General features: G+C 66.2%; 14 protein-coding genes. 13 read left to right on the top strand and 1 reads right to left on the bottom strand.

The genetic code is table 11. The features are described from left to right. Window positions 1-65: 65 nt before the first annotated feature. A complete protein-coding gene (gene fliE / locus C1O66_RS19895) occupies window positions 66-389 on the bottom strand; it encodes a flagellar hook-basal body complex protein FliE (RefSeq protein WP_102769786.1) in 324 nt (107 codons plus the stop codon). A 260-nt stretch (window positions 390-649) separates the two neighbouring features. On the opposite strand from fliE, the gene fliF reads away from it, so the two are divergent. The 13 genes from fliF (at window position 650) to fliR (ending at window position 12,325) form a co-directional block, all read left to right on the top strand. Beyond that, window positions 650-2,332 (top strand): flagellar basal-body MS-ring/collar protein FliF, encoded by a 1,683-nt coding sequence (gene fliF, locus C1O66_RS19890; RefSeq protein ID WP_102769785.1) that lies wholly within the window; start codon window positions 650-652, stop codon window positions 2,330-2,332. Between the two features lie 50 nt (window positions 2,333-2,382). Then, entirely contained in the window at window positions 2,383-3,378 is a 996-nt protein-coding gene (fliG, locus tag C1O66_RS19885; protein WP_102769784.1) for a flagellar motor switch protein FliG, read from the top strand. A 12-nt stretch (window positions 3,379-3,390) separates the two neighbouring features. Beyond that, window positions 3,391-4,197 carry a FliH/SctL family protein gene (locus C1O66_RS19880; protein WP_102769783.1) on the top strand — a complete coding sequence of 269 codons (807 nt, stop codon included), beginning with the start codon at window positions 3,391-3,393 and terminating at the stop codon, window positions 4,195-4,197. Continuing rightward, entirely contained in the window at window positions 4,197-5,699 is a 1,503-nt protein-coding gene (gene fliI, locus C1O66_RS19875; protein WP_102769782.1) for a flagellar protein export ATPase FliI, read from the top strand. The genes C1O66_RS19880 and fliI overlap by 1 nt, the downstream gene beginning before the upstream one ends. A 59-nt stretch (window positions 5,700-5,758) precedes the next feature. Further along, window positions 5,759-6,232 carry a flagellar export protein FliJ gene (gene fliJ / locus C1O66_RS19870; protein WP_102769781.1) on the top strand — a complete coding sequence of 158 codons (474 nt, stop codon included), beginning with the start codon at window positions 5,759-5,761 and terminating at the stop codon, window positions 6,230-6,232. Window positions 6,233-6,260: 28 nt separating this feature from the next. After that, window positions 6,261-7,766, top strand: a complete 1,506-nt coding sequence (locus C1O66_RS19865) for a flagellar hook-length control protein FliK (protein ID WP_102769780.1) — start codon at window positions 6,261-6,263, stop codon at window positions 7,764-7,766. A 176-nt stretch (window positions 7,767-7,942) separates the two neighbouring features. Continuing rightward, complete coding sequence (locus C1O66_RS19860) at window positions 7,943-8,539, top strand: flagellar basal body-associated FliL family protein (protein ID WP_102769779.1); 597 nt, start codon at window positions 7,943-7,945, stop codon at window positions 8,537-8,539. A 31-nt stretch (window positions 8,540-8,570) separates the two neighbouring features. Next, window positions 8,571-9,575: a flagellar motor switch protein FliM gene (gene fliM, locus C1O66_RS19855; protein WP_102769778.1), complete on the top strand. Its 1,005-nt coding sequence runs from the start codon at window positions 8,571-8,573 to the stop codon at window positions 9,573-9,575. Beyond that, entirely contained in the window at window positions 9,565-10,002 is a 438-nt protein-coding gene (gene fliN, locus C1O66_RS19850; protein ID WP_102769777.1) for a flagellar motor switch protein FliN, read from the top strand. Before fliM ends, fliN begins: the two co-directional genes overlap by 11 nt. Before the next feature lie 116 nt (window positions 10,003-10,118). Continuing rightward, window positions 10,119-10,517 carry a FliO/MopB family protein gene (locus C1O66_RS19845; RefSeq protein ID WP_102769776.1) on the top strand — a complete coding sequence of 133 codons (399 nt, stop codon included), beginning with the start codon at window positions 10,119-10,121 and terminating at the stop codon, window positions 10,515-10,517. Further along, window positions 10,507-11,271: a flagellar type III secretion system pore protein FliP gene (fliP, locus tag C1O66_RS19840; RefSeq protein ID WP_102769775.1), complete on the top strand. Its 765-nt coding sequence runs from the start codon at window positions 10,507-10,509 to the stop codon at window positions 11,269-11,271. The genes C1O66_RS19845 and fliP overlap by 11 nt, the downstream gene beginning before the upstream one ends. 20 nt (window positions 11,272-11,291) lie before the next feature. Beyond that, the gene (fliQ, locus tag C1O66_RS19835) at window positions 11,292-11,561 is read left to right on the top strand and encodes a flagellar biosynthesis protein FliQ (protein WP_102769774.1); all 270 of its coding nucleotides are present in this window, start codon (window positions 11,292-11,294) and stop codon (window positions 11,559-11,561) included. Then, window positions 11,561-12,325: a flagellar biosynthetic protein FliR gene (gene fliR / locus C1O66_RS19830; RefSeq protein ID WP_102769773.1), complete on the top strand. Its 765-nt coding sequence runs from the start codon at window positions 11,561-11,563 to the stop codon at window positions 12,323-12,325. The genes fliQ and fliR overlap by 1 nt, the downstream gene beginning before the upstream one ends. Window positions 12,326-12,329: the final 4 nt, after the last annotated feature.

Genomic DNA, 12,329 nt, shown 5'->3' with positions numbered 1-12,329 from the left:
GCCTTGCGCAAGAAACAGCATCGAATGCCGCGGGACGGGCGGAGCCTCAGCCCCCCCCTACCCCGTCAGACCTGCATGTTCATGATTTCCGAATAGGCGGACACCAGGCGGTTGCGGACCTGCAAGGTGGCTTGGAAACCGATCTGGGCCTTCTGCATGGCCACCATGGTCTCTTCCAGGCTGACGGTCGGGTTGTCCAGCTGCACCTCGCGCTGCAAGCGTGAGGCCTCGTTCTGCGAGCGACTCACGCCTTGCATGGCCTGGGCCATGGCGTCGCCAAAACTGGCGCCGCCCGTGGCCTTGGCCTTGGACAGCGGCTCGCCATTGATGTTCAGGCCAGCGCGCGCGGTGGCCTGGGCGAAATCAAAAGGTCTGAGCTTCAGTTCCATGACAAGGGACTCCATCCACGCCCCGTGGCCAAGGCGAAGCCAGAGCCGGAGCGATGGAGGGAACTGTAGGCCCGGACGCGCCGCCTGAAGGAGGGAACTGCGCTCGGTTCTTCGGCCTGTTCCAGGCTTTCTTGAGGGGGCAAATCCGAATAATTCAATGCATCGGCAATGCCTGTCGCCCGCCGTGAAAACCATCACGGATTGGCACCCGCCTCTTCACTTTCAGACCGACAGACCCGCCCTCCAGCCCGGCCCGACTCATGGACAACGCCCTCAGCCCCGCCGCCAACACCCTGCCCTTGGTGACACCCGAGCCTGCCAGCTTCGGTGCCCGCCTTGCAGCCTTGCCGGTGCGCAACAAGCTGATGATGGGCGGCGGCCTGGCCATGCTGGCCGCCGCCGTGCTGGCCATCACCCTGTGGTCCAACCAGGGCGACTACCGGCCGGTGTTCACCGGCTTGTCCGACAAGGACGGCGGCGCCGTCATCGCCCAGCTGGCCCAGCTGAACGTGCCCTACCGCCACGAACCCGGCGGCACCATTCTCGTGCCGGCGGCCCAGGTTTACGACGTGCGCATGAAGCTGGCCTCGGCCGGCCTGCCCAAGGGCAGCAGCGTGGGCTTCGAGCTGATGGACAAGAGCTCCATCGGCCAGACCCAGTTCAACGAACGGCTGAACTTCCAGCGCGGCCTGGAAGGCGAACTGACCCGCACCATCACCGCCCTGGCCGATGTGGCCGATGCCCGCGTGCACCTGGCCATGCCGGAGCAAAACGGCTTCTTCCGCGAGCAGCAAAAGCCCAGCGCCTCGGTCATGCTGACCCTGCGCGGCGGCCGCTCGCTGGACCGCGCCCAGATCGCCGGCATCGTCCACCTGGTTTCGGCCAGCGTGCCGGGTCTGTCGGCCAAGGCCGTCAGCGTGCTGGATCAGACCGGAGCCCTGCTGTCCAACAGCCCGGAAGCCAGCAATGGCCTGGACAGCCAACAGCTGCAATACAAGCAGCAAATCGAATCGAACTTCAACAAGCGCATTTATGAGCTGCTGGAGCCAGTGGTGGGCCGCGGCAATCTGCGCGCCACGGTGACGGCCGATGTCGACTTTTCGCAGATCGAGAGCACGGCCGAAGAGTACAAGCCCAATCGAGGCCAAGGCGCCACCGCCGCGGTGCGCAGCGCCCAGACCAACGAGTCCGTCAACGGCACGCCCGCGCCACCGACCGGCGTGCCCGGTGCCGCCGCCAACCAGCCGCAAGCCCCGGCCACCGCACCCATCGAAGGCGAAGCTGCGCCACTGCAGGCCGCCGGCGGTTCGCCCAGCAACAGCACCAAGCGCGACTCCATCACCAACTACGAGCTCGACAAGACCGTGCGCGTGGTGCGCAACGCCACCGGCAATGTGCGCCGACTGAATGCGGCCGTGGTCATCAACCACCGCCCCAACACCGACCCCAAGTCCAAGGTTGCCAACATCCCGGTTCCGCAGGAAGAGCTGGACAAGCTGACCGCTCTGGTCAAGGAGACCATGGGCTTCAACCAGGAGCGTGGTGACTCGCTCAAGATCATCAGCGCGCCCTTCCTGCAAGACAAGCAAGAAGAAGTGGAACTGCCGCTGTGGAAGCAGCCCTTTGTGCTGGACCTGCTGCGCAGCGCTGCCGTGCCACTGGCCTTGGTGCTGGTGGCCCTGATTGCCGTGTTCGGCATGGTGCGCCCGGCCATCAAGGCCGCCAACCCGCCACCGCCGGAAGCCAGCGACACCGCCTCGCAGCTCAACGCCGTGGTCGACGACGAGAACGAACTGCCCGCCCTGGGCGCCGACGGCGGCCTGCCCGCCCTGAGCGGCCCGGTGGCTAACGAAAAACTTGAGCGTGCCCGCGCACTGGCTCGCGAGAACCCGATTGCCGTGGCCAACATCATGCGCAACTGGATCAACGGTGAGGTCGAGTGAGCCGGACCGGCCGCGCGTCTCCCCCGCCACATTGACCAACGAGCCCGACCATGGATGACAAAGGAATCGAAGACGCTGCCATCTTGCTGATGTCTCTCGGCGAGGAGGAAGCGTCGGAAGTCTTCAAGCATCTGGCCCCGAAAGAGGTGCAGAAGCTGGGCGAGACCATTGCCAAGCTCAAGGTCGTGGGCCGTGACAAGGTCGAGCAGGTGCTGACCCGCTTCGACGCCGTGGCCGAAACCCAGAGCACCCTGGTCTCCGACACCGATGAATACGTGCGTCAGGTGCTGCGCAAGGCCCTGGGCGAAGACAAGGCCAATCTGCTGCTCGACCGCATCCTGCAAGGCAGCGATGTGTCCTCGATCGAAAGCCTGAAGTGGATGGACGCGGCCTCGGTGGCCGAGCTGCTGCGCAACGAACACCCGCAGATCATTGCCGCCATCCTGGCCCATCTGGACTTTGACCAGACCAGCTCGGTGCTCAAGGTCTTCACCGAGCGTCAGCGCAACGAGGTGCTGGTACGCATCGCCACCCTGGACGGCATCCAGCCCATGGCGCTGAAGGACCTGAACGAGGTCATGAGCCAGGTGCTGGCCGGCGGCGAGCGCATGAAGAAATCCAACCTCGGCGGCGTCAAGACCGCGGCCGAGATCATCAATATGCTGGGCTCCAGCGTGGAAGCCTCGGTGCTGGATTACATCCGCGAAGCCGATGCCGACCTGGCCCAGAAGATCATGGACAACATGTTCACCTTCGACGATCTCGACAAGATCGACGACAAAGGCATCCAGGCCGTGCTCAAGGAAGTGCAGAGCGAATCCCTGGTGGTGGCCCTCAAGGGCGCGAGCGCCGAGCTGCGCGAAAAGATCCTGCGCAATATGTCGAGCCGCGCGGCCGAAACCCTGCGCGAAGACCTGGAATCGCGCGGCCCGGTGCGCCTGTCCGAGGTGGAAGCCGAGCAGAAGGAAATGCTCAAGATCGTGCGCCGTCTGGTGGACGAAGGCACCATCGTGCTGGCGGGCGGCGGCGACGACCAATTCGTTTGAGGCGATTGAGTCATGACCCCTCGCCCGCCCCGCCAAGTGCCACCGCCGCCGCGTGACCCGTCGGCGCCGCCGCGCACCAGCAGCTACAGCCGCTTCATTCCGCGCGAAGAAGTGCAGAGCTTTGCCGCCTGGAACCCGGATGCCTTCCACGGTGCCGTGAACACCCAGCGCGCACCGATCAGCGCACCGGCCCCGGCCAACGCCCAGCCCGAGGTGGCCGAGCCCGCACCGCCGCCGGAACCCGATCTGCAGGAGCTGCTGCACGCCGCCCGTCAAACCGGCTACCAGGACGGCTACCGCGACGGCATGGCCGCGCTCGATGCCTTCAAGAAAAGCTTTGCCCAGCAGATGAGCGCCCAGATCGGCCAGCTGGTGAGCAGCTTCGACGCCGATTTCCGCGCCCTGGAGGACGAGATGGCCCGCAGCCTGGCGCGCTGCGCCGTGGAGCTGGCCCGCCAGGTGGTGCGCAGCGAGATCACGCAGCGCCCGGAGCACATCGCCAAGGTGGCCCACGATGCCGTGGAAGCGTTGCAGCTCTCGGCCCGCCATGTGCGCGTGCGCGTCAATCCCAGCGACTACCCGCTGGTGCAGGAAGGCGCCGGCGAGGAGCTGCGCGCGCGCGATGCCCAGCTCCTGCCCGACCCCGAAGTACCGCGCGGCGGCTGCCGGGTCGATTCCGACATCAGCAGCGTCGACGCCAGCCTGGCCGCCCGCTGGCAGCAGGCCGCCGCGGCCATGGGCCAGGCCTCGCTGTGGGAAGACCGCCGCAGCGGCCGCAACGATGCCGAGCCCACCCAGCCCACGCAGGAGGACCTGTGATGGAGCAGTACTACGGAACGCTGGCTGATGAGATCGAGGCCGAGCGCACCGACGACGAAGCCCAGGACGACAGCCCAGCCGCTGGCCGCCAAGGCCGCTGGCTGCAGTACCTGAGCAATCTGCAGGAGTTCGCCAGCAACAGCACGCCACTGGAATCGCAAGGCAAGCTGGTGCGTGTGGCCGGCCTGGTGCTGGAAGCCACGGGGGTCAAGGTGCCGGTGGGTTCGGTCTGCGAGATCCACATGCCCAGCTCCAGCGCCAACCCGCAACGCGGCCAGCGACCGGTCAAGGCTGAGGTGGTGGGCTTCTCGGGCGACCGCGCCTACCTGATGCCCACCGATGAAATCCAGGGCTTGTCCAGCGGCGCCATGGTCGTGCCGCGCGCCCTGCCCCTGATGGGCCCGCAGCTGGGCAAACCCCTGCACCCCTGGCGCCGCAACGAAGACCGCGGCCTGCACCTGCCCATGGGTCAGGGCCTGCTGGGCCGCGTGGTCGATTCGCACGGCCATCCGCTGGACCGCCGCGGCCCCCTGCAGATGACCCATGCCGAGCCCATGGTGCGCCGCCCCATCAATGCCATGGATCGCGACCCGGTGCGCAGCGCCCTGGACACCGGCGTGCGCGCCATCAACACCATGCTGACCGTCGGCCGAGGCCAGCGCCTGGGCCTGTTCGCCGGCACCGGCGTCGGCAAATCGGTGCTGCTGGGCATGATGGCCCGCTACACGCAGGCCGATGTCATCGTCGTCGGCCTGATCGGCGAACGCGGCCGGGAAGTGAAGGAATTCATCGAGGACATCCTCGGCGAGGAAGGCCTGCAGCGCTCGGTCGTGGTGGCCGCGCCGGCCGATGCCCCGCCTCTGGTGCGCATGCAAGGTGCGCACTACGCCACGGCGATCGCCGAAAACTTCCGCGACCAAGGCCTGCACGTGCTGCTGCTGATGGACTCGCTGACCCGCTATGCCATGGCCCAACGCGAGATCGCCCTGGCCATTGGCGAGCCGCCGGCCACCAAGGGCTATCCGCCGAGCTGCTTCGCCAAGCTGCCCCAGCTGGTGGAACGCAGCGGCAACGGCCTGCCGGGCGAAGGCTCGATCACCGCCTTCTACACCGTGCTCAGCGAAGGCGACGACCAGCAAGACCCGATCGCCGACGCGGCGCGCGGGATTCTGGACGGCCACATCGTGCTGAGCCGCGAGCTGGCCGAGGCCGGCCATTACCCGGCCATCGACATCGAGCGCTCGATCTCGCGGGTGATGACCAATGTGGCGCCGCAAAGCCATATCGACGCCGCCCGCCGCTGCCGCCAGCTGCTCGCCAAATACAACAAGGCCCGCGACCTGATCCAGCTGGGCGCCTACGCGCCCGGACATGACCATGAACTGGACCTGGCCGTGCGCCTGCACCCCGACATCAGCCGCCTGCTGCAGCAGGACATGCACAGCCCGGCCTTGCTGGCCGACAGCGTTCGCCAGCTGTCGGCCGTGATCAAGGACGCCTGAATTCTGCCGATACACCAGAGGTCCGCATCGGACCTCGCCGCACTACCGAGGATCGCTAAATGAGCAGTTCCAGCAATCTCCAGGTCCTGAGCATCCTGCTCGAACGGGCCGAGGCCGAACGTGACGAGGGCCTGCGCCAGCTGCAAGACGCCCAGGCCCGCGCCCAGCGCGCGCGCGCCCAGCACGGCGATCTGGCCCAGTACCGCAACGACTACCAGCTGCGCTGGAGCCAGCAGTTCGCCCGCCAGGGCACGATGGACATCGTCGGCTGCTACCAGAACTTCGGCATGCGCCTGAACGACGCCATCACCAGCCAGAGCCACATTGCCGAGTTCGCCGACCAGCGCGTGCAAAACGCACGCGAACAGCTGCAAGCGCTGGAAATGCGCGTGGCCTCGGTGCGCAAGCTGCTGGAGCGCCGCCGTCTGGAAATCAGCCGCAGCGCGCAACGCCAGGAACAGAAGGCCACCGACGAGCAGGCCTCGCGCGCTGCCTACGCCGGCGCCAATCCCTTTGTGCGCCTGAGCGCCTGAGCCGGCCGCGCAAGCCAGGAGTGCCCCCATGTCCAGCCCTTTGAATGCCCAACTGCTGGCCGCCCAGGACAGCGCCCGCGCGGCCGCCCTGCGCCAGTCTGGCGCCGCAGCCCCACGTTTCACGCCCAGCGCCAGCAGCGAAGAAACCGCCCTGCAGTTCAAGCAGATGTTGAACAAGCTGGATGTGGCCGCCGCCGCACCCAAGCCCACGGTCGCGGCTGCAGCAGCGCCCACGCCCCCAAGCACATCCCCGGCCAATCTGCGCCCGGCCACGCCCGAGCGCAGCGCCGAACGTCTGGCCGAACGCCGCAGCGAAACGCAAAGCCAGGAACAGAAGCTGGCCGCACGCCGCGCCCAGAATCAGTCCGCCGCCAAACCCGCGGGCGCGGCCGAGCGCCAGGCCTTGAGCGCACAGCCGCCCAGCAAAGCGGGCGGCAGCGACAGCGGTGCCGAACTCGATCGCAGCAGCGCCAGCACCCGCAAGCCCACAGCCGATGAACGCAGCGGCGACACCGCTGCCGCCCCCAAAGCCCCAGCCACGGCCGAGCCCAGCACACCGCGCAGCGACACGCAGGCCTGGAACGGCCAGAGCCGCGAGCAGGCTCAACCTGAGGACAAAGCAGAAGACAGCGATTCCGACGCACTCGCCATCGAGGCCGCTCGCGGCGGCCGGCCCGGCGAGATGGGTGAACTCGACGCCACCACGACCCCCACAACGGCCCGCCCGGACGGCAGCCGCAGCCTGCGGCGCGACAGCATCCCCGGTGCCAGCGATCTCGGCAGCCGGCGCGCCAGCACCGTGGACCGCGCCCAGGCTCAGGTGTTCGGCAAGGACCTGAATGCCACGGGCGCCAGCCCAGCCGCCACAGGCGCGGCTGGCACGCTGCCCTTGGCCGGCAGCGAAGGCAGCAGCTTCGCCCGCATGCTTCAAGGCGCCAGCGGCTATCCGGATGCAAACAGCCCCGCCACCGCCGCCTTGACCGCAGCCCAGGCTGCCACAGGCCTGGATGCGCTGAGCCGCGGCCAGGCCGCCGACGCCACCGCCCAAACACCGGCCAACAGCGGCAGCGCCGAGAGCGCCCAGTTGCATCTGCAGTCGCCGCTGCATGCCCCGGCCTTCGCTCCCGAGCTGGGCGCGAGACTCAGTGTGCTGGCCGCCGATGGCGTGCAAGAAGCCCAGCTCCACCTGAATCCGGCCGAGATGGGCCCGGTGCAGGTGCAAATCGTGCTGGAAGGCCAGCAGGCACAGATTTCCTTCCACGCCGAGCATGCCGAGACGCGCCAGATTCTGGAGCAAAGCCTGCCCGACTTGGCAGCCGCCCTGCGCGACAGCGGCCTGACACTGAGCGGCGGCGGCGTGTTCCAGCAAGCCCGGGACCCCTCGGCCCAGACCGAAGCACGAGACGACAGCGGACGCGGCCACAAGGGCCGCGGCAACCGACTCGAGATGGGCGTGAGCAGCAGCGAAGCCAGCCTCTCTGGCCCGGCCGGCGGCACGCGACGCAGCCAGGGCGTGGTCGATCTGTACGCCTAGATGCAAGCCCATTCGGCAGCCCTGAAATGACGAGCGCCGGTCGGCCTTTTCTCCCCTTGAGACAGGACAGCAGCATCAATAATCAGCTTCAACCCGAACCCTGGCCCCTGCGCCCGGGCGCGACTGCGCCACGGTGGTGGCCGGCTGTTTGAGCAAGAAAGTACACAGGAGTCCTCATGTCTACACCGGCCGCAGCGCCTGCCGATGCCCCCAAAGGCGGAGGCAACAAAAAACTGATCATCATCATCGCGGCCGTGCTCGTGCTGGTTCTGGGTGGCGGCGGTGCCGCCTTGCTCCTGATGAAAAAGAAACCGCCCGCGGACGATGAGGAAGGTGGTGAAGCCGCCGCCCATCAGGAAGCCCCGGCCCACGCTGCGCCCAAGCCAGGCACACCGCCGGTGTTCGTGCCCCTGGACCCCTTCACCGTCAATCTGTCCGACAAGGATGTGGATCGCTTTGCCCAGGTCGGCATCACGCTGGAGGTGATCGACGCCAAGACCGCCGATCAGATCAAGGCCTACCTGCCCGCCATCCGCAGCAATGTGCTGATGGTTCTTTCACACAAAACATCGGCCGAGTTGCTGAGCCGCGAGGGCAAGGAAAAGCTGGCCCGCGAAGTTTTGCGTGAATCGGTGCGCCCCATGGGCATCGAGCTCGAGGACGAAGACGAGCACGAGGAAGAGGCCGCGCCGAAGAAGAAAAAGAAAAAGAAGAAGCCAGCCGTGGTCAGCCCGGTCACCCAGGTGTTGTTCTCCACCTTCATCGTCCAGTGAGCCCGCTGTTGAAGCAGATCGGTGATTCGCCATGAATCAGCAAATCCTCTCCCAAGACGAAGTTGATGCGCTACTGCAGGGCATCACCGGCGAGAGCCAGAAGCTCGACGCCGAGGAGGAGCAGGTTGGTGGCATACGCGACTACAACCTGGCCAGCCAGGAACGGATCGTCCGTGGGCGCATGCCCACGATGGAAATCATCAACGAACGTTTTGCGCGCAACATCCGCGTCGGCCTGTTCAACTTCATCCGCAAGAGCCCGGAAGTGGCCATCGGCGGCATCAAGGTGCAGAAGTACAGCGCCTTCCTGCGCGAGATCGTGGTGCCGACCAACTTCAACATCGTCTCGGTCAAGCCGCTGCGCGGCTCGGGTCTGATCGTCTGCGACCCGACCTTGGTGTTCGCCGTCATCGACTCGCTGTTCGGTGGCATCGGCAAGTTCCACGCCCGCATCGAAGGCCGCGATTTCTCGGCCACCGAGCAGCGCGTGATCCTGCGCCTGGTCGAGGTCATCACGGCCGAATACCACAAGGCCTGGAAAGGCATCTATCCGCTGGAGCTGGAATACCAACGCTCGGAAATGCAGCCCCAGTTCGCCAACATCGCCACCCCCAGCGAGATCGTGGTGTCGACCTCGTTCACGCTGGAAATCGGCGAGACCAGCGGCACGGTCTACTTCTGCATCCCCTACGCGACGCTGGAGCCGATCCGTGACGTGCTGTACTCGACCACAGTGGGCGATTCCACCGAGCCCGACCGCCGCTGGGTCAATCTGCTCAAGCACCAGATCCAGGCCGCGCAGGTGGAGCTGGTGGCCGAGCTGGGTACGGCGCCGGCCACGGTGGAGCAATTGCTGGCCTTCAAGCCGGGTGACTTCATCGAGCTGGACCTGGAAACCATGATCAAGGCCAAGATCGACGGCGTGCCGATTTACGACTGCCACTACGGCACCTCGAATGGCAAGTACGCGATCAAAGTGGAACAAATGCTGACCAGCCCTGACCAGGGTTGGCTGGGAGCACGCAATGTCACCTGATACCCCCTCCGCCGAAGAACAAGACGCCATGGCCGCCGAATGGGCGGCGGCCCTGGCGGAATCCAAACCGGCCGAAGTGGCCGAAGAAGTGTCCCAGCCCAGCGAGCAGGTCGCGCCGGCCAGCTTCGCCAATTTCTCGCCCTCGCCCAACAATCTGCCCAGCGGCGACATCAACATGATCCTGGACATCCCCGTCCAGCTGACCGTGGAACTGGGCCGCACCCGCATTCCGATCAAGAACATCCTGCAACTGGCGCAGGGCTCGGTGGTGGAACTGGACGCCCTGGCGGGTGAGCCGATGGACGTGCTGGTGAACGGTTACCTGATCGCACAGGGCGAGGTGGTGGTGGTGAACGACAAGTTCGGGATTCGCCTGACCGACATCGTCACACCCTCGGAGCGCATGCGCCGTCTCTCCAAGGCCTGATCGCGAGATTCGTTCGCAAGGCTGGAGCGCCCCTGCACGCAAAAGCCTGAGTTCCCGGGGCAAGACCCGGCACTTCAGGGCGCATCGCCGCCCTGGCTTGGCCCACAATCGGGCCCATGAACTCCTCACCCCTGCTGCCCCTGCTCTGGTTTCTGGCCATTCTGTGCCTGATTCCCTTGGCCTTGTGGCTGCTCAAGCGCACGCCTCTGGGCGGCGCGGGCAGCCAGACTCACGGCGCCATGCGCCTGGTCGCGCAACTGCCCATCGCCCCCAATCAACGCCTGCTGACGGTGGAAGTCGGCCAGGGCGACGACCGCCGCTGGCTGGTGCTGGGGGTGACGGGCCAGCAGATCAACACCTTGCATGTGATGCCGCCGCAGGCCGAAGCCCCGAGTGCCACGGGCCTGGCGCCCTTTGCTAACGGCAGTTTCGCGCAGCAGCTGGGCGCGCGCCTGCGCGGCCAGACGCCAGCCCATGTCGAGGACAAATCTGCCGGAGGCCGCGATGCGAGCTGAAGCCTGGCTGGGCCGAGCTGCCTTGCTGAGCACCGGTCTGCTGCTGTCTGCCAGCGCCTGGGCCCAGAGCAGCACCCCGCCGGCCACAATCCCTTTGCTGCTGGGCCAGGGCGCCAATGGCGGCAGCTTCTCGGTGCCCATCCAGACCCTGCTGTTCTTCACGGCGCTGGGCTTTCTGCCCGCGGTGCTCTTGATGATGACGGGCTTCACCCGCATCGTCATCGTGCTCTCGCTGATGCGTCAGGCCCTGGGCACCCAGGCCGCGCCGCCGAATCAGGTGATCGTCGGCCTGTCGCTGTTCCTGACCTTCTTCGTCATGAGCCCGACGCTGGACAAGGTCTACGCCGAAGCCTGGCAGCCGTACAGCACCGGCGCCCTGCCCTTCGAGGAAGCCATCAAGCGGGCCGAGCCGCCGATGCGCAGCTTCATGCTCAAACAGACCCGCCAGGCCGATGTCTCGCTGTTTGCGCGTCTGGCCAAGCTCGATGACAGCGTCAAGGCCGAGGATGTGCCCTTCAAGGTGCTGGTGCCGGCCTTTGTGACCAGCGAGCTGAAGAGCGCCTTCCAGATCGCCTTCCTGATCTTCATCCCCTTCCTGGTGATCGACATGATCGTCAGCAGCGTGCTGATGAGCCTGGGCATGATGATGTTGTCACCGGTGCTGGTGGCCCTGCCCTTCAAGCTCATGCTCTTCGTTCTGGCCGATGGCTGGAACCTCTTGCTCGGCTCACTGGCCGCATCGTTCGTCACCTGAAGCCCCGGAGCCCTCAACTCATGGACGCACAACAAGTCTTCACCTTCGGCCAGCAAGGCCTCTATGTCCTGATGCTGGTGTCGGCGCCGGTGCTGCTGACCGTGCTCGCCGTCGGGGTGCTGGTCAGCGTGTTCCAGGCCGCCACGCAGATCAATGAATCGACCTTGAGCTTTGTGCCCAAGGTGCTGGCGGCCGTGCTGGTGCTATCCATCACCGGGCCCTGGATGGTGACCACCCTGGTCGAATACATCCAGCGCACACTGAAAACCATTCCGCAAGTGGTCAGCTGATGTTTTCCGTCACGGAGGCGCAGCTGCTGGCGTGGTTGAACCCGCTGCTGTGGCCCTTCGTCCGCACCCTGGCGCTGTTTGCCGGCATGCCGGTGTTCAGCCAGCGCAATGTGCCGGCGCGGGTCAAGGTCGGCCTGGCGCTCTTCATCTCGCTGGCGGCCCAGCCCTCGCTGCCGGTCATGCCACTGGCGCCGCTGGACTCCTTGCCCATGCTCTTGCTGCTACTGGCTCAGCAGATGCTGATCGGCCTGTCCATGGGGTTTGCGGTTCGCTTGGTGTTCGCCTCGCTGGAGTTCGCGGGCGAATTGATCGGCCTGCAGATGGGCCTGAACTACGCTGGCTTTTTCGATCCCGCCACGGGCAGCCAGGGCACGGCCAGCGCGCGCTTTTTCGGCAGCATGGTGGCCTTTCTGTTCATCGCCATCAACGGCCATCTGCTGCTGATCAATGCCTTGATCCAGAGCTTTCAGGTCTTCCCGGTCGGTGATGAGCCCTTCCACTTCTTGCGCGTGGCCAAGCCTCAGGTCTGGGGCGCCGAGATCTTCCGCATCGGCCTGTGGATCGCCTTGCCGCTGATCACCATGCTGATGTTTGTGAACCTGGTGCTGGGTGTGATCTCGCGCGTGGCGCCGCAGATCGGCGTGTTCTCGGTCGGCTTCCCGCTAACCGTGAGCATTGGGCTGATCGGCATGGTCGCCACCCTGCCGCTGATGCAAACGCCTTTCACCGTGGCGCTGGAGCGCTTGCTGGCAGCCTTCACCTGAAACG

Origin of the sequence: Paucibacter aquatile, from assembly GCF_002885975.1 — a bacterium.
In the GTDB taxonomy this organism is placed as follows: Bacteria; Pseudomonadota; Gammaproteobacteria; order Burkholderiales; family Burkholderiaceae_C; genus Paucibacter_A; species Paucibacter_A aquatilis.
This window is presented reverse-complemented; position numbering and strand designations above follow the sequence as displayed.

Excerpts from the sequence above, each read along its gene's own strand:
- fliE (WP_102769786.1), bottom strand. The coding sequence starts at position 389 with ATGGAACTGAAGCTCAGACCTTTTGATTTCGCCCAGGCCACCGCGCGC.
- fliF (WP_102769785.1), top strand. The coding sequence starts at position 650 with ATGGACAACGCCCTCAGCCCCGCCGCCAACACCCTGCCCTTGGTGACA.
- fliG (WP_102769784.1), top strand. The coding sequence starts at position 2,383 with ATGGATGACAAAGGAATCGAAGACGCTGCCATCTTGCTGATGTCTCTC.
- C1O66_RS19880 (WP_102769783.1), top strand. The coding sequence starts at position 3,391 with ATGACCCCTCGCCCGCCCCGCCAAGTGCCACCGCCGCCGCGTGACCCG.
- fliI (WP_102769782.1), top strand. The coding sequence starts at position 4,197 with ATGGAGCAGTACTACGGAACGCTGGCTGATGAGATCGAGGCCGAGCGC.
- fliJ (WP_102769781.1), top strand. The coding sequence starts at position 5,759 with ATGAGCAGTTCCAGCAATCTCCAGGTCCTGAGCATCCTGCTCGAACGG.
- C1O66_RS19865 (WP_102769780.1), top strand. The coding sequence starts at position 6,261 with ATGTCCAGCCCTTTGAATGCCCAACTGCTGGCCGCCCAGGACAGCGCC.
- C1O66_RS19860 (WP_102769779.1), top strand. The coding sequence starts at position 7,943 with ATGTCTACACCGGCCGCAGCGCCTGCCGATGCCCCCAAAGGCGGAGGC.
- fliM (WP_102769778.1), top strand. The coding sequence starts at position 8,571 with ATGAATCAGCAAATCCTCTCCCAAGACGAAGTTGATGCGCTACTGCAG.
- fliN (WP_102769777.1), top strand. The coding sequence starts at position 9,565 with ATGTCACCTGATACCCCCTCCGCCGAAGAACAAGACGCCATGGCCGCC.
- C1O66_RS19845 (WP_102769776.1), top strand. The coding sequence starts at position 10,119 with ATGAACTCCTCACCCCTGCTGCCCCTGCTCTGGTTTCTGGCCATTCTG.
- fliP (WP_102769775.1), top strand. The coding sequence starts at position 10,507 with ATGCGAGCTGAAGCCTGGCTGGGCCGAGCTGCCTTGCTGAGCACCGGT.
- fliQ (WP_102769774.1), top strand. The coding sequence starts at position 11,292 with ATGGACGCACAACAAGTCTTCACCTTCGGCCAGCAAGGCCTCTATGTC.
- fliR (WP_102769773.1), top strand. The coding sequence starts at position 11,561 with ATGTTTTCCGTCACGGAGGCGCAGCTGCTGGCGTGGTTGAACCCGCTG.